The organism is Streptomyces sp. NPDC102278 (assembly GCF_044766345.1).
Lineage (GTDB): Bacteria > Actinomycetota > Actinomycetes > Streptomycetales > Streptomycetaceae > Streptomyces.
This window is the reverse complement of record NZ_JBIWLV010000028.1, coordinates 1-21,255: the sequence shown is the minus strand read 5'-3', so window position 1 is coordinate 21,255 and position 21,255 is coordinate 1. Positions and strand designations below refer to the sequence as shown.

The following is a 21,255-nucleotide window of genomic DNA, read 5'->3' as shown; positions in this document are numbered from 1 at the left end:
ATGTCTGTCGACCAGGACACGAATCACGACAGCGGCGACGGCTACCTCATGCACAACGGCTGGTTCTCCAGTGGATGGCCAAGCTACCTGCCCCAGCACCAGGCGATGACGCTCTGCATGCTCTTCGGCACAGCCGCAGTCCGCGGACTGCGCGGGAGCCTGGACGAGGTTGTCCAGCAGCTCTTCAACGGCGAGCCCGGCACCTTCTTCGGCCGGCGCGGAGGCACTCTCGATTCCCCCGTCGTTTGGATGGACGACGACGAACTGGAGTACCTGGAGACCGACGAGGAGAAGGAGCAGTTCTGCGCAGATGCCGCAGAACATCAAGCCAGGTGCGAGGGACTGCTCCGCGCCGCTGGTGTGGAGGTTCCAACGACCATCCGTGAGCTCGCGGACACCATGCTCGCGCTGGGCATCGCCACAGTGCAGGACGGCGTGTGGTCCATGCAGGACCCCCTCCCGGGCCCCGAGGCGCTCCTCGACCTGACGAACGCCGAGCGGGACGGGATCGCCAACACGCGTCGCATCTGGGAACGCGGTCCGGCAGAGAGCGCTCTGCTCAACCACCTCACGGATGACCTGGGCCAGCCGGACGAGGTCTTCACGTCTGTCGACCGGCTGGCCGGGGCGTCGAAGGTCAGTGAGGACGACGTCCGCTACACGCTCGGACGGATGATCCAGGAGAACGAAGCCCGACTCGAACGCGGCGCCCCCCGCTCGCAGGTGAACCTCGATGATCTGAAGAACCACGAACGGTTCCACCTCGTGGCGGACTGGCAGCACTTCAACGACAACCGCATCATCGCCAGGCGAGGCTGACTCCGTCGCTGGGGCGGGCCCGGACGCCCCGGTACACCCTCGCCGGTGCGCCGGGGCCGAGGTCGGTCCGGTCGTACTGCCCCAGAGCGCTCTGGGTACCGGTCCTGACCTGCGCACCCATGTCGGCGCGGACTGGATCCGACTCTAGTGCGACCCTCCGGAGCGCAGGGCGCGGATCCATCCGAACGGCCCGTCCAGCGTCGCGGCTTCGTCGACAGCGGCCTGCTTCTTGGCCCGTTCGCGAGCCTGTTCAGCGTCCTGGTCGGCCCGGTGTTGGCAGATGTCGCACGGACTGCCGGATGCGGCTGCCGTGCCCCATTCGCCGTCGGGGTAGACCTTGCCGCCGCACTCCGGGCAGCGCCACGCCGCAGCCTCCCTGCGCCGGCGCTCCTCCTGGTGCTCCTGCTCCTCCCGCCAGCGCTCCGCTTCCTCGGCCGACCGGCGCCGGTCCTCGCGCTCGGAGTAGGCGCTGTACTCGTCAGGGTTGGCCAAGGCGTCCGTGAGGGTCTCGCGGCTCTTGCGGCCGTAGCGGCGCCAGATCCGTCCGTGCGGGCCGACAACGACACCATGAAGGTGATCATGAGGTGCAGGCGGACAGGCAGCGGCGGCGTCATGGCCGGCAGTATGCCCAAGGCCACCGACACGGCGGGAGCCTCGGACCGACCCGGGCAGGAGGGTGGGCAAGCCTGCTCGGCGGTGGGCTTGCCCAGGGAAGCCTTCGGCTTGCCCGGTGACCGTGACCGGTCATCGGTCACGGTCACCGGTCACGGGGTCCGCGTGACCGATTCAAACGGCAGGTCAGCCAGGACGAACAGGGGCACCCGGAAGACCTGCACCCGACCAGGTTCACGTCGAGAGCGTCAGCACTTCTCCTTCCGCGCCTGCCGGATCAGCGGCTCGGCCTTGTCCAGCGTGAAGGTGACCTGCCAGGTCTCGGCCGCCCGGTGCAGGGTGTCGGCGAACTCCCGGTAGCCGTGGTCCTGTTGAGCCGCGTCGGCGGCCCGGTTGGTCGCCGTGTTCAGGTACTGCTGGGCGGTCTGGTAGTAGGGGTCGGTCAGATTTGACGGCCGGGGGCGGGCGAGTTGGTCGGTCAGCTGCTGCAGGGAGGCGCAGGCGGACTTGGCAAACTCGCGCGCCGCCACCGTGGCCTTGGAGGGCGTCGAGCTGCAGGCCGCCAGGGAGAGCGTGGACGCCAACAGCAGGGGCAGGGGCCCTGACAGGCGAAGTATCAGCTGACGTCGACTGGTCATGGGTCAATCCTAGTTGGCATGACGGCCTGATCGCCTGGAAATCCGGTGGCCCGCAGCCACCGTCCCGCCCGGCCCACATCTGGACCTTGTCTGCTCTGGCTTGCAACGCGCCCGTCAACGACGGCCCCGCCGAGCTACCCCCCGGGCCCGTGACCACACCGCCAGACACCGCAAGCGTCCCCGCGCCCCTCTGGCATGGCACCACAATCACGCGCTGCGCCCTGAATCAGTCCGCCCCGTCGACATCACGCCGCTCCGCGGACGAAGAAGAAACCGACAACCTCAAGGCCCCGATGAGGACTGAAGCCGCGAAACGTGGTCCCGAAATGAAGGTGGTAACCGGTGTTGTTCTCAGCGAATGGTCCGGGCGTACCGTCGCGAACGGGTCTACGGAACGCCGCCGTGCTGTCTCTGCTCGCCACGGGTGCTGCCGCCTGCGCAGGATCAGCGGACAAGCCCCAAGCCGGACCATCGGCGCAGTCTCCCACCCAAGCGCCTTCGGCGCCGAGCGGAGAGAAGAAGCTGAACGCGCCAGTCGCCAAGGGACTGGCTTCGCTCACCAGCGGCAACCTCACCCAGCTGGCCTTCTACGATCCGTCGACGGGCAAGGAGGCCTTCAGTACGGCGCCGCCGCAGTACTCCGAGAAGAACCCGTGGAAGCGTTACAGCTTCTCGCCGGACTGGAAGCGGCACGCCTGGGTCAAGGACGGCGACCTCTTCGTGGGCAAGTTCACCGGCTCGTCGGTGTACTCGACGTACGACGAGACGCCAGGCATGAAGATCGGCGGCAAGCCCACCTTCAACGGCGGTAAGCGCGCCTACCGCCGGCCCCGCTTCAGCCCGGACGGCAAGAAAATCTTCGCCCTGGCCAATGACGAGAAGGTGTACTCCGCCGACCCGACGTCCCCCGACCAGCTCACCGAGGAAGCGACGCTGGAGCAGGGAAGTTTCTTCGGCGGCCGAAGCGAACTCCTCTGGGAGCTCACAGCCGACGGCAAGGTCACCAAGCGGCCCGCCCCTGTGCACCCGGAGCGGGGCGGGCAGGCGACCGGCCCCGATGGAACCAAGACACTGATCTACAACGGCAGCGGTTGGTTCCTCAAGACGAACGGCGCGGCCGGCGAGCGAGGCTGCTGTAGTGGGTGTCGGTGTGGATCGGGGCGTCGTTGCCGCCGAGCATGGTCGTCAGAATGTTGTCGGTCTCGGTGATGGTGCGGCCGGGTCGGTGTTCCATGACCAGGCCTTCGCGGAGGTCGTGGTAGCCGAGGCCGACCACTTCCCGGCGGTCACGCGTCTGCCCCACGGTCGATGCGGCGTCCTTGCGGACGAGCAGCGAGCGGGCAGCCCGACCATCTGATCGCCTATCCGGATGATGCGGCCGCCGGCGTTCTCGGCGGCGGCCACCACGGCACGCGCCGCGTCGAGCTCGTCGTCCGTCGGCCGGAATATTTGGGTCAGTACATCGAGGTGGGTCGGGTGCACGCAGCTTTCCCCGGTGTAGCCCAGCGCTCTCCCCGGTGAGGGTGAGGTCGGCCCACGGGGAGAAGGTGACCACGGCGGCTGGTTGCGGGAGTCCGGCCTCGCGGGCGGCGAGGTCGCCGGTGCAGGCGCAACCCGTGGCCGCCCAGGCCGGCAGGCCGCGGCGGCTCTGCCCGGCTGCCAGCTGCTGCGCAGCGACCCGCTCAGAGGGGCCTTGCCGCCGGCGTCCACAGCGCGGCCCTGCCCGGATATCAGATCGTCCACTCCAGATGCGGGGCGGCCCCGGCCCAAGACCGCGTGATCTACTGGGACGGCTTGTGGAACCGGACTGACGCGCGAAGGGTGCAACCCTATGGGAAGGCAGGACCCGGCGACGGCCATGCCGCCGGACGTGGCTCCCGCTGTCGGTGAGCTCGGCGGCTACGTGGTGGACGAGACCGGACGGATCGTCTCGGTCAACGACTGCGGCCTGAAGCTGCTGGGACTGACTGCCGAGGACGCGCTGGGGCGCGATCACCACGAGCTGCTGCACCGCGACGCCGGCGGCAACATGGGCCCGCGGGCGCTGTGCCCGGTCATGGAGGCGGTCCTGTCCCGCGCCGCGGGCAGCGGCGAGAGCCTGTGCTTCCTGCGCGGAGACGGCCTGCTGCTGCCGGTCCGCTGGACTGCCACCCCCTACCCCGCCGAGAACAGTTCCGGCACCCTGGTGCTCTTTCACCCCGGCCCCGTCGAGGTGCCGGCCGCCGCCCAGGGCACGCTGCCGGAACTCGACCGGCTCGCGCTCCTGGCCGAGACCACCACCTCGCTGACCTCGACGCTGAACGAGCAGGAGACCGTCGACCGGCTGGCGCACCTGGCGCTTCCCCGGCTCGCCGACTGGATGATCGTCGACCTCATGGACGACGGTGGTGACATCCGACGCACCCACGTGGTCGAGCACCACGACGGCCGCCTCTCCAGGCGCCCGGAGCTGGAGGGGCCGATCCCCGCCGTCACCGCGCAGTCCCAGTTGCCTCTGTCACGGGCCCTGCGCGGCAGCGGCGCCTCGCTGGCCGGGCCGGAGGTCTACCAAGGCGAACCCGACTCCGGTATCGCCGTTGTCCAGCACGAGCTGTTCGACGCCACCCGCATACACTCGGCCGCCATCGCCCCGATCCGCGGCCCCCGCGAAGTCCTCGGTGCCCTCACCCTGGGACGCGGCGACAACCCGGTGCCGTTCACGACCCGCGACCTGTCGCTGCTGGAGGACATCACACGCCGCGCCGGACTGGCCATCTCCAACTCACGCCTCTACCAGCGCCAGCGCCGGATTGCCGAAACCATGCAACGCCACCTGTTGCCGCGCCTGCCGGAGGTGCCGGGGATCGAACTTCACGCCAGCTACCTGCCCGCGCCCGACGCCTCCCAGGTCGGAGGCGACTGGTACGACGCGTTCACGCTCCCCGACGACGTGACCGGCCTGGTCATCGGCGATGTCGCCGGCCACGACCTGGAGGCAGCCGCCCGCATGGCGCAGCTGCGCAACATGCTCCGCGCCCTGGCATGGTCCGAGCCGCACCCGCCCAGCGCGGTCCGCCAGCTCGACCGCGTGATCGCGCGCGCCACCGACCTGTCCACGGCCACCCTCGTCCTGGGCCGCCTCGCCCGCGCCCCACAAGCGGGCTGGACCTGGGAGTGGACCAACGCCGGCCATCCACCGCCCCTGCTGATCACCCACGATGGCCGCGCCGAATACCTGCCCACCACCGACAGTGTGCTTCTCGGCACCGGCACCGACGTCACCCGAGGACGGGGACGCGTCCCTTTGCCGCCCGGCTCGACCCTGCTCCTGTACACCGACGGACTCATCGAGTCCCGGGCACACGGCACCGACCCCGGCCTCGCCCGGCTCCGGCGCTACGCCGCCGCTACGGCCCACCACAGTCTCGGCCTCCTCTGCAAACGGCTCATCGAAGAAGTCCGGCCCGCGGACAACGACGACGACGTCGCCCTCCTCGCCGTCCGCGTGCCGGCAGCAACACCAGTGAAGTTCTGAGCGTCCACAGAAGACAAGCCGGTTGAACACGTCAGGTCGCCCTCCCGTGATGGAAAGCGAACCGACCGACGCACGAGGCTGTTCTCCCGTGAGGCGCTCCTTGCCGCCTTGGTCGCACGCGACGCCGCGGTCGAAGGCGAGACCCCCGACCAGGCGTGGGGGCGGAAATCATCGCCGGTGCTCCGAACGGCACTTGGCCCCCGTGTCGCATCGGAGTGCGGCTCCAACTTCCTTGCTCCCGTGCCTCGACCTGTGTCTATAGTGAGCGCCGCGCGACCGGCGGACATGACCAGTCAGCCATGCCGCGCACACCAGCCGGCGGTCGGGGGAACAATGCCGCCCACGGGGGAGGGTGGTTCCGGCATGCCACGACATCGGCTCACCGGAAACACCGCATAGGTCCGCAGCGTCCGCTTCCCGCTGTCCTGGCATCGGGGCAGTGGGCCGAATTCGGGCTGCACCGCCTTCGCCTCCTCGGACGGGAACCTCCAGCCGCCTTCGTTCACCACGAAGGAATGGTCTCTTGAGCGCAAGACCAGGGCTTTTCTCCCGCAGACCGAGAAGGTCCGCACTTCTGCCACCGGCCGCCGTATCAGTCCTCACCCTGGCCGTCTTGAGCAGCCTGGCCGTCCAGCCCGCGCTGCTCGACCGCTCCAACGCCCTGCGAGCCGCCGCGGCCGGCAGCTCCGAGGACTGGCTCGAAGACACGGTTGCCGAGCAGTGGCGGCAGGACCAGTGCCTGATGGCCGATGTCCTGCGCCTGGGCGGTCCGGCCATGGCGCAGGTCGCCCAGGACGGCCTCAACCAACCGCAGGACAAGCTCCACGTCCTGGCCGACCGGAAGCACTGGCAGGAGACTCCGCTCGCGACCGCGTACCAGAAGGACCAGGACGCGGCGAGCAGCGCCCTGACGGCGCTCCACTCCCTCCGGGACACGTGGAAGAAGCCCCTGGAGGGGCTGACCACCCCGGGCGGCATCAACGAAGCCGATTTCCACTGGCCTCCGGGCTCTCCCGGCGACGGCAAGCAGGACTTCTACGCCCAGACCGGGCTCAGCAAGTGGACCTCCGACCGGTTCTGGGCGTCCGAGAGTGACTTCTACGAGGACCCCACGCCCCAGGCGTCCGAGGCGGCCGTCTCGGCCGTGAAGTCCTCGGGCGCACCCCTCTACGGCAAGGACCCCGACCCCCAGCAGGTCACCGGGGACGCCTGGATCCGCGCGATCGCGGAACGCGACGCGTACGAGCACCTCACCGACTGGTCGCTGGAGCCCACGGGCGCGGACAACGCCCGTATCTTCCTCGCTTCCGGCGGGTTCCCCCGTACTGCGCCGGAGGCGGGCACGGCGGAGTACCGCATCGCGGTCGAGGACCTCAAGACCCGGTTCGCCTCCTGTGCCTGGCGTGATCCGATGGACCCGGCCAAGGTGCTGGGCGCGATCACCACCGCCGCCGGCGCCGAGTGGCAGCAGGAGATCGCCTCCCAGCAGACGCAGCGGAACCAGATCCTGGCGGCGAACAAGAACGCCACCACGTCCCTGACCACGGGCGCCAAGGCGCTGGGTGAACTGCTGGGTCACTCGTGGGTGGCCGACCACGCCGCCCGCTTCCAGGACTTCTGGTCCCCCGGCGGTGTCGGGGCGGTCGGCGACAGTCCGACGACGATCAAGGTGCACGGCGCCGCCGGCAAGTGCCTCGACGTACAGGGCGGCGGCACGGCCGACGGCACGCCCGTGCAGGTGTACACCTGCACCGCGGGCTCCGGGGCCCAGACGTGGCAGCTCTTCGGCGACGACCGCGGGCTGCACGTGCGGAACACCAAGTCCTTCAAGTGTCTTGAAGTGGCGGGGAACAAGGCAGCCAACGGCACCAAGATCCAGATCGCGACGTGCAACAGCTCGCCGGCGCAGACGTGGGATTTCAACCTCCGCGCCACCACCGCGCTGAAGAACGTCGGCACCGGCAAGTGCGTGGACCTGCCGACGTACGACAACAGCAAGGACGCACGGCTGTGGGACTGCAACGCGGCGGGTCCGCAGCAGTTCGACGTGAAGCCGTCCGGCAACACCGGCTCCGTGCCGGCCAAGGCGGAGTTCGACAAGGCCAAGAAGGCCGTCACGGACGCCCAGGCGGGCGCCAAGAAGCAGCTCGACGTCCTGAAGGCGCAGGCCGCCGCGGCGAAGAAGGCCTCCACCGCCAGTGACACCGCCGAGCAGGCCGCCTACGCCGTCGCGGACTCGGCCGGTGCGCCGCGGGGCCGCGGTCTGCTGGTCGGTCAGCAGAAGGCCCAGGTCACCAAGGGTTCGGTGGCGGCACTGGACGCGATGGTGAAGGCGGGTGAGACCGCGGAGGCGGCCACCCGTGCCTCCGGCGCGGACAGCGACACCATCGCGCAGCGCGCTCTGGCCCAGGCCGCGCAGTCGAAGGCGGAGTTCCGCCGGGAGGCCGCACACACGGCCGAGCTCCAGGCGAAGGCCGCCGCGGATTCCGCCAAGACGCACCGGGACAACGCCAAGAAGGAAGCCGATACCGCCAAGGCGAAGCTCGGTGAGGCGCTGAAGGCGGAGGCCGACGCCAAGGCGGCGGCCGCCAACGCCCACGCCAAGCGGCTCGCGGCCGAGGCCGAGGAGGCCACGGCGAAGAAGGAGAAGGAAACCGCGGCCGTCAAGCAGGGCGAAGCCGCCCAGCACAAGAAGAACGCGGAAGCGGAGGCGACCAAGGCCAGGAACGCCAAGACCAAGGCCGAGGCCGCCGAGGCGTCCGCGGTCGAGCACAAGAACGGCGCCGTCAAGGCCCGCGACACCGCCAAGGCCAAGCGCGACGACGCCTGGGAAGCGGAACAGAAGGCCGACGCCGCACGTGCCAAGGCGGACGCCAAGGCCGCCTACGCCGCTGCCGTCGAGGCCGGCCCGGAGGCCACCGCCGCACGCGCGGCGGCCGATCAGGCGAACAAGTACGCCACCGACGCGGAGACGGCGGCCGGCAGGGCGCGGGGCGAGGCCGACGCGGCGACGAAGGCCGCCTCCGAGGCCGATGCGGCCGCCACCCGCGCCGAGGCGGCGGCCAAGCGTTCGCGCGCCGACGCCGACGCCGCCCAGGCCGAGAAGCTGAAGGCGGATGCCGCGGTGAGGACCGCGACCAGCGCCACCGCCGATGCGATCGCCGCTTCCGAGCGCGCCGCGTTCTCCGCACGGGCCGCCGTCTCACAGGCCAACGAGGCGCAAGCGCAGGCCAAGACGGCCAAGACCCAGGCGGACCTGGCGAGTGTGGAGGCCGGCAAGGCCCGGGCCGCAGCGGCCAAGGCGGCGGGTTACGCCTACGTGACCGCCCAGGCCGCGGTGGACGCGGGCAAGGCAGCCGCACAGGTCGCCAAGCCCGCGAACGACGCCATCCAGCTCGGCTCGCCCTACGTCACCAGCGACTCGGCCGCCGGCCTGGTCGTTCTGACCGGGCAGGCGTCGAAGACCATCGCCGAACAGCAGAGGGCCATCGCCGACGCCCACGCCAAGAACGCGCAGGAGGAGGCCGCCTCGGCCAAGGTCATCGCCGACCAGGCGCAGGGCGACGCGAAGGCCGCGTACGCGCACGCGGCGAATGCCGCCAAGCACGCCTCGGACGCCCGTACCTACGCCAAGGAGGCTCTCGGCTACTCGGCCGACGCCGCGAAGTCGGCATCGCTGGCCGCCGCGTCGCTGGCTCGCAGCACCGAATTCGCCAGTCAGGCCGCGGCGGACGCCGTGGCCGCGGACCAGGCAGCCGGACGCTCCGAGGGCTACGCCAAGGCAGCCCGGGACTCCGCCGACCAGGCGGCCCTCGACGCGGCAGCGGCCCGCGCCGCGGCGACCCGAGCCGAAGAGGACGCGAAGAGCGCCCGGGCGGCCGCCGACCGCGCCGCCATCGCCGCGACCGAGGCCGAACAGGCCGCGAAGGACGCGGACAAGTACGCCAAGGAGGCCCAGGAAGCCGCTGACAGGGCCGAGAAGGCCGAGAAGGCGAAGCAGATCAACACCGGAACGGTCCCCGACCTGGCCGGTGGGTCCATCGGCAACATGTTCTACCTGAAGGACCGCACCGAGCAGATCGGCGAACCCCAGACCCTGAAGAAGACGGCCGGCTGCGAAGGCTGGATCGACGCGCTCTTCTACAAGGGCGACTGCACGATGACGGTGAAGATCCGCTACAAGGACTACATCGATCTGTACCTGTGCACCGCAGACGTCCTGGACCCGTCGAAGGCCACCTGCCCCGCGAGCGAGACGGTGTATCTGGGCGAGTACCCGACGGACGAGCTGACCCAGGAGTTCACGCACACCATCACGATCGGCGAGTACCAGTCGAACGTCGACCCGATCGACATCCTCTTCGGGCACTGGATCAAGTGCGGTCAGATGTGGCCCGGCGGTGAGAGCGGAAGCCTGGGCGGATGTGCCTGGGCAGCCGTGGACGTCGCCCTGCTGTTCTCCGGGAAGATCCTCAGGCCCATCGCCGAGGGCATCACCGCTCTCGACGCCGCCATGCGTACCGGAATCGGCATCGCCGACGCCCTGCGGGGGCTGAAGGGGCTGAGGATCAATCCGCAGGCTCTGGCAGCCATCGAGTACGAGGCCAACATGGCCGAAGCGGCTCTCACCTCGTGCAAGGTCAACAGCTTCCCGGCCGCCACGCGTGTGCTCATGGCAGACGGGTCGCGTCGTCCGATCAGCTCACTTCGAGTGGGCGACGCGGTGCTGGCCGGCGACCCGGCCACCGGGACGGTCCGCTCCGAGCCGGTCACCGACACCTTCCAGCACGCGGCCGACAGCCTGGTCACCATCAGTCTTTCCGACGGCACCAGCCTGGAGACCACGCCCGGACACAAGATCTACGCGGCGAAGCGCGGTTGGATCCTCGCCTCGGAACTGCGGACGGGAGACGGGCTGCTCCGCCCCAACGGGGAGCTGATCACGGTGGCAGGCGTGGGTGGCGAGAGCGACGCGGCATCCCAGCAGGTCTACGACCTCACGGTCAGCGGCCTGCACACCTTCTACGTCCGCGCTGAAGGATCACGGGCGTCGGACGTGCTCGTGCACAACTGCATCAACCTCGGCGACGAACTCCTGCCGAGTCTGAGGAAGTACAAGGACTCGGGCGAGATGCACGCGGTCGCGGAGCACGTGGCCCCGACTCCGGCCGAAGCGTTCGCTCTGGCCAGGAGGAAGGGCGTGCCGAACTCGGTGTTCACCAGCCCGGAAATCGCCCAGCAGGCCATCGACCGCATCGTCTCGGATTACTTCACCACCGTGAAGAGCGGCCAGAGGGTCCTGGACAAGGCCAAGTGGAAGAGGTTCGAGCAGAAGGTCGCCGGAGCGAGGGAGGGCGAAGTGGTCCTGGACATCACAGGGACGTGGAATGCCTATCCGTCCCTGGGGAAGGCGTACCACCCGGACGGCGTCACGATAACCAACGCCGGTAACAGCGTCTCGCTGAAACTGTTGAAGGTGAAGGGCCACAGCGGCCAAGGGCGTGGTGGATTCGCCATCATGACCGCCTTCCCGACGGGAACTCCATGATCCAGGAACGTCCGGCGTACTACGAGCTCGGCTATGGAGAGGACTTCGGCCTGACAGCCCTGACCGCTCTGACAGCTTTGACCGCTCTGACCGAACGCCTCGGCCTTCCCGGCTCCGACGCCGGGCCGGCCGCCGCCCTGGCGTGCGCGGAAGAGATCGCCGACGGGTCCGAGGGCGAGGAAGCCGTCGAACTGGGTGAGGACGCTCGCCGACTGCTCGCTTCCGAGCTGCCGGAACGAACCCTCCGCACGGTGTGGTTGGCCTCCACCGGCAACGCCTTCGACCCGGCCGACCACGGCATGACCTGCCGTGAATGGCTGGAGCGGATCTCGGAGGTGTCCACGGCACGGCTTCGGCAGAACAAGCGCTCGTACACTCCGCCACCGGTGCGGCCGGTGCGGGACGCGGGGCTGTGTCAGGCGGTCGTGGCGGAACTCCGTGCCACGGCCCCGGCCCTTGCCGGCGCCTCGGCGCTGCCGGACCTCGTCGACGCCCTGGAACGGGTGGTGACGGGTGCCGACGGTGACCTCGGCACGCGGCTGTTCCTCCGCGCGCTCAAAGCCCACGCCGTGCCCGTCCCGTATGAGCGGTACCGCCGCCTGTTGGCACTTGGCCGGCAGTTCGGCTTCCCCGCGGGCGCCGTCCACGACGGCCTGCACATCGTCTGGCCGCAGGTCAGCACCACCCGGCAGGGCGTCTCCGGGGATTTCGGACTCTCCCGACTCGCCGGGCTGTTCACGGCGGGGTGGCACCACCGCACTCCCCGCGCGGCCGTCGAGAACGCCGTGACGTACGACGGGTACGAGCGGCCTCCGGGCTCCGAGGCGGCCCTCTTGTGGGAGGACACGCGCCGGATGCTCGACTCCGGGCTGTCCGACGACAGCATCACCGTGCTGTGGCTGGCGGCGACGAACCGGGGCTACAACATCGACGAGTTCGGGGTCGGCGGCCGGGAGTGGCTGGAGCAGGTCGTGGAAGTGTGCGAAGAGCACCTGTCCGCGGTCGCTCCCGCCTACCTCCCGGTTGCCTCGGCCATCCACACCGAAACCGGTGACGCGGTCCTCCGCGAGATCCGGGACATGGCACCCCTGGGCGCGGGCAAGGCGATCAGCCCCGCATTCCGTCCCCTGGAGGGCGCCGCGGTGATGGCAGCACTGGAAGAGGTCGTCACCCAGGTCGACCCCGACCTCGGGTTCCGCCTGTTCCTGCGGACACTGGAAGTCCTGCAACTGCCGCTCACCGAGGAGCGGTACGCCCGGTACGAGACCCTCGGCAGCCGATTCCAGTACGGCGAGGACCACCTCCTCTTCTCGATCGACCACCTGGTACAGCGCACCTGATCCACCTGCCTGTACCTGTAACCCACTCAGAGCGCCCCTCCTTCCGGAGGGGCGCTCGCCTTATGGGGCTCGCGTCAGTCGGGAGCGCGGACAGCGCCCGCGCTCCCGACTGACGCCCAGGCAGTCGCCCTTGTCGAGCGTGCCGTCACCAGGCACCGGACCCGGCGCGGACGGATCTACGGTGCGGCCACCCTCTTGAGTACCAGGGAGGGCGGCCCGTCCGGGTCGTATGCGAAGTAGACCGTGTCCTGGCTCTTCGTAGAGAGCTGGATACCGGCGGTCATGCCGAGTCCATCGTCCTTGACCGTCAGGTAGACGAAGTCGCCGGCCTCTTGGCTGTCGAGGAACTCCCGGCTGCCGTGGAAGTCGGCCGGGTCGGAGGTCCCGTCGGTCGATACGTCGGTGGCGGAGAACTTCCCATCGGATCCGAGCAGGATCTCCCCGCCCGTCTTTTCGTTGCGGTAGAGGCCGGGCAGCTCGTCAGGGTCGACCGAGGCCGTGCACCCTGCGACGAGTACCGCGGCAGCCGTCAGTGTGACGACGAGCCGCCGTCGGCCTGTCCCTCTCATCATCAAAGTCCCAGCAGGCATGTTCACAGGCCCCCTCCCCCACGTTTGAACGCCCGACCCCGCGACCGCGCACCCTATTTGAACGCGCTCAACAATCGCGTCTCCCTCGGTGGCACCTTGGGCACGGACTGAGCAGCATCTCCGTGCCGTCCCTGACCGACGACTCCGTGAACCGGGGCAACCCCGTCAGAACCCGGGACTCGACGAACCAGTGTGATCGGCGGACGGGGCGAGACGTGATGCGAGGCGAAAGCGCATCTCGCCCGCGGCCTGGCGGACTTCCTCGGAGCTGGTCTCTTCTTCGAGGGCGCCGAGCAGCATCATGACCGCCCTGGCTTCGTCGCCGGTGAGGAGCTTGAGGCGGGTGTCGGTGACGGCGTCCACGAGCACGCCGAGGAAGTCCTCGTCATCCATGTCCATACCGGGACAACGCCCGGCCGCGACCACCGGTCACCACCGCGCCACCCCGCCTGCGGCGACAGAGTTCGGTGCCCCGCCGGGGACCTGCCGAGCACTTTCCATACGCCGAGGGCCCCGTACTGGCGTCGCCGGTGCCTCCGACGAACGGGTGTTGTGATCGACATGCTGATCCCGGCCGGCCGAGCACGTACCCGATGCCGGCACGCGCTCTCTGCACGTCCTGGCGCCCCGCCCGGAAAGACCGGCCCCGCTACGCCCGCGCGGTGTCCCGTTCCTCGGCCGGCTGCCGGCGCGCGATCGAGGCGCACCGCCAGGCCACGCCGCCGTCCCGGAGCGATTCGGGCATCGCGGCAGTGGTGGAGTGACAGAGTGCCGCGATGCGGGAGCTGTCGGGCCCGTGCTTTGGGAGCACGGGCCAATACAAACGCGGCCGGCGTCAGCGCTAGCGCACAGCGGGGACCCGGGTTGTCGACGGTGATCACAAGCTGCTCCCCTTCGACGGCTGCGGTGTCGGCGAGAGCAAGCGCAGTCGCCTGGTAGAGCTGGCAGGCCATGGCCCAGTCAGCGTAGGCAACCAGTTCATCCACGTCGTCGCCGGCGAGAGGCCTTTCGGTGACGCGGTAGAGGGTCAGCAGCACAGCTACCAGCGAGCGGCCGGAGATGACCGCGGAGACCAGCCCGTCACGCTCGTGGAGTTCCGGAACCCGGAAGTGTGGATGGGTCCCTACCTGGGCGGCGATGAATTCCCAGGCATCGCGGTGGCATACATACGTTGCCGTGGCGATCCTTCCGGCACGCATGATGGCCCAGACACGTCCGGCGCTGCTGATCGGGTAGGGCTCGCGGGTTTCGCTGGTGCCGGTCTTCGACTCTTTCTCCAACAACGATTGCGCGGCCGCAGGTGCCTCCGCCTCGCCGGCATCCTCACCAGCGGTTTCCATCGCCGGGCTTGTCGTAGTACCGCCGGCCGGGGTGCCCTCGCCGGTGTCGGATACAAGATCCGGATCCAGAACGCCCTCGACCGTACCGGGCCCCGTATCCAGCGCCGGGTCGGTCTCCGCCGGCCCGCTGCCGTACCCGGCCTCCTCTGCGTGTGCGGCCTGCTCCTCGTCACCCGGAACCTCCTGTGCCGAAAGCTCGGCCTCATTCGTCACCCGGGCCGGTACAGCCGCCTCTGTGACGAGGGCCGGGGTACGGAGCAGGGCCAACGCCTCCCGGACTTCCTCGCGCAGCCCGTCGAGCTCACCCCGCAGACCGTCCACGGCCTTGCCGAGGTCACCGACGGTTCCCGCCACGTCGCCCGCCCGTTTGGCCGCCGCATGGGCACCGCTGCGCGTCTCCTGCTGCAACGTCTGCAACGTGGCCAGACCCCCCGTGCGGAGAGCCGCGAACTCGGACGTGAACGCAGACCGGAGTTCCTGGTCGAGGTCGTTGACGCGGTGTCCCAGAGCCTCGACCGCCTTGTTCACCTCGTTCTTCGAGTCCAAAATGATCGCTACGACGTCGTCCCTGCGCACAGCGGCCCCCATGGAACCTGTAGTCAGATGATTGCTTTACGCAGTGTGACCGTGGGTGGGCAACGAGTATTCAATTTCCGAAGATTGTCCGATTCCATAAGGGCTCCTGGCCAGAAGGCGTGTGCTGTAAGCGCAGGCCCGAACAACCAGACGATGAGTGGGTCAGTGGACAACCAGGCCGGTGGTGGTAAGGCAGCCGTCGATGAGGTGAACCACCCGGGGAACGATTCCCGCCGTGGCGGACCTGCCGAGGGAGCAGGCAGAATCAGCCGGGTATGGATTCGATCCCCTCCAGCAACTGTGGTGACCGGTCCGGGGCCTACGGGACGGGCCACACGAAGCCGATCCGGTCGCGGGTCCGGCACGGCAGTCCCTCGTGCGCCGACTACGGCTGCACGCATCCCGAGTGCATTGCCGCGGCCCGTCGGGGCATTGGCCACCTCAATCGCGTTCTTGCTGCTCCGAGACTCGTTCCCCGACAAGGTCGCCACTCACTTCACCCTCGGCGGCGCCGCCGACGGCTACAGCTCACCCACCACAACACTTGGCCAATACGCGCTGTTGTTTGTGATCGAAGCCGTTGGCACGATGGCCGCGGGCTTCTCCTCCAGGTCTGCCCTGACGACGGGCAAGTCACCGGCCGTCTTCGCCTCCGGCCTGTCCGCCGCTACCGCCTACGCCTTGATTGCCGCCATGCGGGCCGTCAGCGATTCCGACGGACACAACATACAACTGCCCCTCTACCAACTGCCTGTAGCCATCGCAGTCGGCGCAGCAGCAGGCGCTGTGGTCTGGCTTGTCTCCCGGAGGCGGGCATGAACGCCCTTCCGCTTCGCACCCGGTGATGGTTTGGCATCGCTTCGGGGATGGGGTTGACCATCATTCGCGACGGTTGCGGTGCCGTCGGTGGACGCGTTGTCCACCACGATCACCTCCCCCACGCTTACCGGAGACGGACTCCCATGGACGGCGCTGCGGCGCACCGCACGCAGGGAGGCAACACGACGCCGTCGCGTGACGGAACCGGCGAGATCAAGCTCTTTCACACCAGAGATCACGCCGTTTCCCGGGTGATCAGTCGACTGGCGTCGCCCAAGGGTGAAGATCGGAAACCCCGGAGGGCAGGACGAAGGGGGCGAAAGGGGTGGGGACGCATGCTCTTGGAGCGAGATGGAGCGCTGGGCGCGGTCTCGGCAGCGGCGGCGGCCGCGCGCGCGGGCAGTGGCCGCTGGGTCCGGCTCTCGGCACCGGTGGCCGGTAGCGGGCGGACCGCGCTGCTGGAGGAGGTCATACGGCGGCAGACCCATGGCGGCGCCATGCAGGTGAAGCGTGCGCGCGGCGTCCTCGAGGAGGCCGACTTCCCCTTCGGGCTCGTCCGGCAGTTCCTCTCGGACGACGAGGTACTTCCCTTCACGAAACCGAGCGGACCGGATGAACAGCGGCTGTGCCACATGCTGGTGACACGGCTGGGCCGAGCCGCGGCCGAGCAGCCCGTACTCGTCGCGGTGGACGACCTCCATCACGCCGACGAGGTCTCCCGGCGCTGCATCGGCTACCTCGCGCGCCGCATCGCCGACCTCCCGGTTCTGCTGGTGGTCACCGAGTGCGCCACGCCGTCGGCAGCGGTGCCGTTCCCACCCTCCTCCGGTACGTCCGTCGTCCTCCACCCCCTCAGCGAGTCCGCCGTCCGCCTCATGGCCCGGGAAGCCGGCCTCGATCACAAGGACACGGCGACCTGCGTCGAGGCGGGTGGCGGGAACGCGGCCCTGGTGCGGGCGCTCGTCTCCGACCTCGCGGAGGGTCGGCTCTCCCGCCCGCTCTCCGCCCCGTCGCCCAGCCGGTACCGCGACACGATCGCCGAGTGGCTGGGGCGGAAGGCCGATCCGTGTTCGCGCCACGCCTGCCTGACCCTCGCCGTCGCGGCCGAGGGAGGGTTCCACACCGACCCCGTGCTCCTGCGCAGGCTCTCTGACCTCTGCGCGTCCGACCGTTCGTCGTGCGAGCGGTCGGTGCGCCGTCTCGGCGGGTTGCTGAGTCATCCCCTCGCGAGGGAGGCCGTTCTCGCCGCGGCGGAGCCGGGAGAGATCACCGCGCTCCGCATCCGGGTCGCGGAACTGCTGGACGAGGGCGGCGCACCCGCGGCGGCCGTGGCGGCGGGGCTCCTGCGCCTGGACCGGCCGGACGAGACGTGGATGGTCCGTGCTCTGGACGAAGCGGCGCAGGACGCGGTCCGCACCGGGCACGTGGCCCAGTCGGCCGAGTACCTGCGCCATGCGCTGAGCGGTCCGCTCGATCCGGAGCGGCGCGCCGACCTCTCGGTACGTCTCGCCTCGCTGGAGCTTCCGCACAACGCGACCGCCGCCATCCGCAGGCTGCGCAGCGGACTCGAACTGCATTCCGACCTCCGGGAGCGGGCGACGACGGCGACCGCGCTCAGTGCGGCGCTCGTCGCGAGGCGGGACACCGGTTCCGCGTTACGGGTCCTGCACCAGGTCGGTCGCACCGGCGACGCCGAGCTGGTCCAGATGGTGCAGACACTCGGTGCCCTCATCTCCTCGCACGACAACGATGCCTGGCGCACCGCCATCGCCGGTCTGCGTGCCCTCGCCCCGACGGCGGCCCCCGCCGTCGAGCCGCTCGTATGCGGACTGATCACCGAGTACGAAGCCGGAGCGGGCCTCTGCTCGGCGGCCGATGCGGTCGCCCGGGTCCGCCCGAGGCTGGCCCTCCCCGTGGACCCCCAATTGCGCACCGCCTGGCTCGGCAGCGCCGCCACCCTGCTCCAGTGGGCGGACCGCCTGGAAGAGGCGGTCGAGTTGACGGGTTCGTGCCTGCCGGCCACGCCCGTTCCCCCGGATCTCACGAACGCGGGCACGCAGTGCCTGCTCAGCGTCCGAGCCGAAGCGGCCCTCTGGGCCGGAGCGTTCGACCGCGTCATAGCCGAGAACGGGCCCTTGGTGGAGGCGACCGCCGGGCAGGGGGTCCGGCTGCCGCATCTGACGGCCATGGTGGCGATCGCACGGTACGAGACGGGCGGGCGCCGCGAGGCGTGGAGGACCCTGAACCTGGTCGGCCCGCCGCCCGTGCACGACAGTTCCTGGGAGTGGGACGAGGTCCGTTACGCACGGGCCCTGCTGCACGCGGCGGACCACGACTGGGAGGCGGCCCTCGACGACTACCTGGCCTGCGGGGCGGGTCAGCGCGCTCATGACTTCGTCAGCCCCGTCGCCACGCCGTGGCGTTCCGGAGCGGCGATCGCCCTGGTGCGGCTCGGGCAGCGGGAGGCGGCCCGCGAACTCGCCGAGGAAGAGCTGCGCCACGCCCGGACCTGGGGCACCGCCCGTACCATCGGCCGGGCACTGCGGGCGGTCGCCGCTGCCGTGGGCGGCAGGATGGCCCTGTGTTCGCTGACCGAGGGCGCCGAGCTGCTCAGAGCGAGTCCCGCACCCGTGGAACTCGTGGAGACCCTGGTCGATCTGGGAGCCGCCCACATCGAAGCGGGCAACCGGCGCAAGGGTCGCGAGACACTGCGCGAGGCGCACGCCGTGGCCTTGCGGCTGTCCGCGCCCGCCGCCGAGAGCGGGGAGCCGGGCGGTGCCGCGCGTCTCCTCGTGATGGTGGACGACGCGCTGCGCGCGGCCGGAGCGCGGAAGAGGAGCAGCGGCCACACATTGACCCTCGCCGAACGGCGGGTGGCCGAGCTGGCGGCCGGGGGCCGGACCAATGTCCAGATCTCCGCGGCGCTGTGCCTCACCCGCCGCACGGTGGAGACGCACCTCACCCACGCCTACCGGAAGCTGCGCATCGCCCGGCGTGCCCAACTGGCCTCCGCGATGGAACGCGAGGGGCCGGCGGCGGACCCGGGGACCGGCGCGGGGGATCCGGGGACCGGCGCGGGGGATCCGGGGAGCCAGGGCGGAACGTAGGAGCGTACAGCCGACCGGAGACCGGACGAAGGGGCGGGGTTCGCTTCGACGGCCCCTGCCGGAACCCGGAAGGCATGGTTCGGCAGGGGCCGGGTAACACGCGTCCTGCCCGGCGGTGACGGTCTCCCGTCACCGCCGGGGGAGCGTCAGGACTTCGACACGGTGAAGGAGGCCGCGGCGTTGTCTCCACCGCCTCCGCTCCGGCTGCAGGTGTATCCGCTCGGGACGGAGCAGCTGTACCCGTTGCTGCCCACGTAGGGGTTGTTCCAGTACACCGTCACCTTGTTGCTCTCACCGGTCATGCTGTAGGTGACCGAGCCCTCCGTGCCCGTCATGAGGCCCTCCGACTCGCTCGCCCACTTCGCGGTGATACCGGGCTGGACCATGGAGGGAGGCAGCATGCCGTCCGACCAGATCCCCCACTTCAGCTGCGAACCGTCGCGGGCCAGCAGCTTGCCCGAGTTGTTGGTCAGGGTCACGGTCGTGCTCCGGGCCGCGGTGGCTCCGGGCACCGCACTCGTCGGCGACTGAGCCTTCGCCGCCCATGAGGGTTGGACCGTGAACGTGACATCGGCGTTGTTGCCCCCGCCGCCACTCCTGTAGCAGCTGTACCCGGAGGGGACGTGGCATTCGTAACTGTTGCTGCCCACGTAGGGGTTGTTCCAGTGCAGCTGGACCTCGCCGTTCGAGAGCGCGTACGTGGCACGTCCCTCGGTTCCGGTGGCGGCGCCGCAGGACTCGCTCGCCCAGCGCGGGGACTTGTCGTTCGGGATGTTGTCGGGCGGCAGCATGTCCGTCGTCCAGCAACCGTGATCGAGCTTCTCCCACGTCTTGATCAGGTTCTGCCCGGTCTTGTTGACCAGGGTGACGCTCGTGGAACGCTTTGCGGTGGTCCCCGGCAAGGTCTTCGTTCCGCTGTCGGTGACCGGGCTCTGCTCCGCGGACGCCTGCGGTGCGCTCTGCGCCGTCGAAGCCTGCGCGGCGGGGGCCAGGGCGAGCGTGCCCGCCGCCATGAGCACGGCGGTGAGAGCACCCGCGGCCGTGCGTCCGAGGTGGGTGGTCGAGGTCTTGAGCTGCATGGGTCAGCCATCTCTCTTCGAGGTAGCGGCGAACGGGAACGGGCCCTGTTCGCCTGGTTCACACACGGGTGCCACAGGCCGTACCGGCGCCGTGCGCGTTACTGGACGTAGAGGACCCACGTGCTGTGGCCGCTGTACTCGATCAGCATCTTGGTGGCCGCCCCGAGGCCGTACAGCACCCAGTAGTTGGATTCCGCCTCCAGGTGCGAGGCGAATTCACCGGTCCATATCCAGATTCCGGACGCCGAAGCCGCCGTGGAAGCGGCGGGCGCCACCGATGCCTGTTCCTGGGCGGCGGAGGATGAGGCGGCGTACGCCTGGGCGCCCCCGCCGGCGAGGACCGCGGCGGCGAGCACGGCGCACAACGAAGCCGTGCGAATTGTCCTGCGCATGACAATGCTCCTTCTGTATCACTGACGCCAACAACCGTTCCCCCGAGATGAGTCGGCTGCCGACGCAGCCATGCGGTGGGGCTCGGCGTGGCGCCAGACTGTCACGGCGCCGCCATGCTCAGGCATCGTGGAAAACCGCGAACTTAGCCGGTGGCGCCGGCCTCGACCGCGGGGACCTCCTCAACGCCGCAGCGCGGCTGAGGTCGCGCTGACGGTCGCGGTGACGGTCGCGGTGACGGTCGCGGCCAGGGTGAGGACCGTGGCGAGGGGAGTGGTGGCCTCAGTCCGACTTGCCCCTGACCCTGACGAACCCCTCTTCCCCTGCCGCCCAGGGCCTCTACCAGGCCACCCGCCTCAACGACGGTTTCTGGACCGGCTTCCAGGACGTGGGGAGCAAGGCCTCCTCCATCGGTGGGATCCGCGCTTCTGCGGCGACGGGCATGAACGGTGACACCCACGTCGTCGCGATGAGCAACAACGCGCGGCTGTTCCACACCGTCCGCAAGCAGGACGGCAACTGGACGCCTTTCTGTGACGTCTCGGGCGGCCGCACCAACATCACCGCCGCCGCCATCGCCGGCGTCCGCGGCGAACTCGAAGCCGTCATCGTCAGCAACGGCAAGCCCTTCTACAGTGGGTGCGACCCGGCTCGTCCCCTGACCGGGGGCGGGCCGGGTCGCACCCATCTCGCCCCTTCACCCACGTCCGTTTCAAGGAGTACGTGTGATCCATCCCGCCCGCAGAACCCTCGTCGCCCTCACCGCGCTCGCCTTCATGGGTGTCGGCGCGAGCGCCTACGCCACCCAGTCCGCGGACACGGCCGGGGATGACTCCATGCCCTACGCGGTCGAGGACTTCCCCCCGGGCCTTCAAGTCCTGTC

At 69.8% G+C, this 21,255-nt stretch carries 14 protein-coding genes; 7 read left to right on the top strand and 7 right to left on the bottom strand.

What is annotated here, in order from left to right:
* Entirely contained in the window at window positions 1-819 is an 819-nt protein-coding gene (locus tag ACIRO3_RS35180) for a DUF6042 family protein (protein ID WP_404143627.1), read from the top strand.
* A gap of 144 nt (window positions 820-963) precedes the next feature.
* Here ACIRO3_RS35180 and ACIRO3_RS35175 read toward each other — a convergent pair whose 3' ends face one another.
* On the bottom strand, window positions 964-1,311 hold the full coding sequence (locus ACIRO3_RS35175) for a hypothetical protein (protein WP_404143625.1): 348 nt from the start codon (window positions 1,309-1,311) through the stop codon (window positions 964-966).
* 368 nt (window positions 1,312-1,679) lie between these two features.
* The gene (locus ACIRO3_RS35170; RefSeq protein ID WP_404143623.1) at window positions 1,680-2,069 is read right to left on the bottom strand and encodes a hypothetical protein; all 390 of its coding nucleotides are present in this window, start codon (window positions 2,067-2,069) and stop codon (window positions 1,680-1,682) included.
* 402 nt (window positions 2,070-2,471) lie between these two features.
* Here ACIRO3_RS35170 and ACIRO3_RS35165 point away from each other — a divergent pair, with 402 nt between their 5' ends.
* From ACIRO3_RS35165 to ACIRO3_RS35150, 4 genes are all read left to right on the top strand, one after another.
* On the top strand, window positions 2,472-3,278 hold the full coding sequence (locus ACIRO3_RS35165) for a hypothetical protein (protein ID WP_404143621.1): 807 nt from the start codon (window positions 2,472-2,474) through the stop codon (window positions 3,276-3,278).
* A 622-nt stretch (window positions 3,279-3,900) separates the two neighbouring features.
* Window positions 3,901-5,583, top strand: coding sequence for a SpoIIE family protein phosphatase (locus tag ACIRO3_RS35160; protein WP_404143619.1), 1,683 nt, complete (start codon window positions 3,901-3,903; stop codon window positions 5,581-5,583).
* 742 nt (window positions 5,584-6,325) lie between these two features.
* Entirely contained in the window at window positions 6,326-11,131 is a 4,806-nt protein-coding gene (locus ACIRO3_RS35155) for a ricin-type beta-trefoil lectin domain protein (protein ID WP_404143711.1), read from the top strand.
* Window positions 11,128-12,471 (top strand): contact-dependent growth inhibition system immunity protein, encoded by a 1,344-nt coding sequence (locus ACIRO3_RS35150; RefSeq protein ID WP_404143617.1) that lies wholly within the window; start codon window positions 11,128-11,130, stop codon window positions 12,469-12,471. The genes ACIRO3_RS35155 and ACIRO3_RS35150 overlap by 4 nt, the downstream gene beginning before the upstream one ends.
* A 176-nt stretch (window positions 12,472-12,647) precedes the next feature.
* On the opposite strand, the gene ACIRO3_RS35145 is transcribed toward ACIRO3_RS35150, so the two are convergent.
* The 3 genes from ACIRO3_RS35145 to ACIRO3_RS35135 all read right to left on the bottom strand — a co-directional run bounded on the left by ACIRO3_RS35145 (window position 12,648) and on the right by ACIRO3_RS35135 (window position 14,977).
* Window positions 12,648-13,061 carry a hypothetical protein gene (locus ACIRO3_RS35145; protein ID WP_404143615.1) on the bottom strand — a complete coding sequence of 138 codons (414 nt, stop codon included), beginning with the start codon at window positions 13,059-13,061 and terminating at the stop codon, window positions 12,648-12,650.
* Window positions 13,062-13,226: 165 nt separating this feature from the next.
* Window positions 13,227-13,460, bottom strand: a complete 234-nt coding sequence (locus ACIRO3_RS35140; protein ID WP_361779514.1) for a hypothetical protein — start codon at window positions 13,458-13,460, stop codon at window positions 13,227-13,229.
* Window positions 13,361-14,977 (bottom strand): hypothetical protein, encoded by a 1,617-nt coding sequence (locus ACIRO3_RS35135; protein ID WP_404143717.1) that lies wholly within the window; start codon window positions 14,975-14,977, stop codon window positions 13,361-13,363. The genes ACIRO3_RS35140 and ACIRO3_RS35135 overlap by 100 nt, the downstream gene beginning before the upstream one ends.
* 27 nt (window positions 14,978-15,004) lie before the next feature.
* Here ACIRO3_RS35135 and ACIRO3_RS35130 point away from each other — a divergent pair, with 27 nt between their 5' ends.
* On the top strand, window positions 15,005-15,796 hold the full coding sequence (locus tag ACIRO3_RS35130) for a DUF1648 domain-containing protein (protein ID WP_404143709.1): 792 nt from the start codon (window positions 15,005-15,007) through the stop codon (window positions 15,794-15,796).
* 335 nt (window positions 15,797-16,131) lie between these two features.
* A complete protein-coding gene (locus ACIRO3_RS35125; RefSeq protein ID WP_404143613.1) occupies window positions 16,132-18,903 on the top strand; it encodes a LuxR C-terminal-related transcriptional regulator in 2,772 nt (923 codons plus the stop codon).
* A gap of 146 nt (window positions 18,904-19,049) precedes the next feature.
* Here ACIRO3_RS35125 and ACIRO3_RS35120 read toward each other — a convergent pair whose 3' ends face one another.
* Complete coding sequence (locus ACIRO3_RS35120; protein WP_404143611.1) at window positions 19,050-19,982, bottom strand: Crystal protein ET79; 933 nt, start codon at window positions 19,980-19,982, stop codon at window positions 19,050-19,052.
* A 98-nt stretch (window positions 19,983-20,080) separates the two neighbouring features.
* Window positions 20,081-20,374 (bottom strand): hypothetical protein, encoded by a 294-nt coding sequence (locus ACIRO3_RS35115; protein WP_366001109.1) that lies wholly within the window; start codon window positions 20,372-20,374, stop codon window positions 20,081-20,083.
* Between the last annotated feature and the right edge of the window lie 881 nt (window positions 20,375-21,255).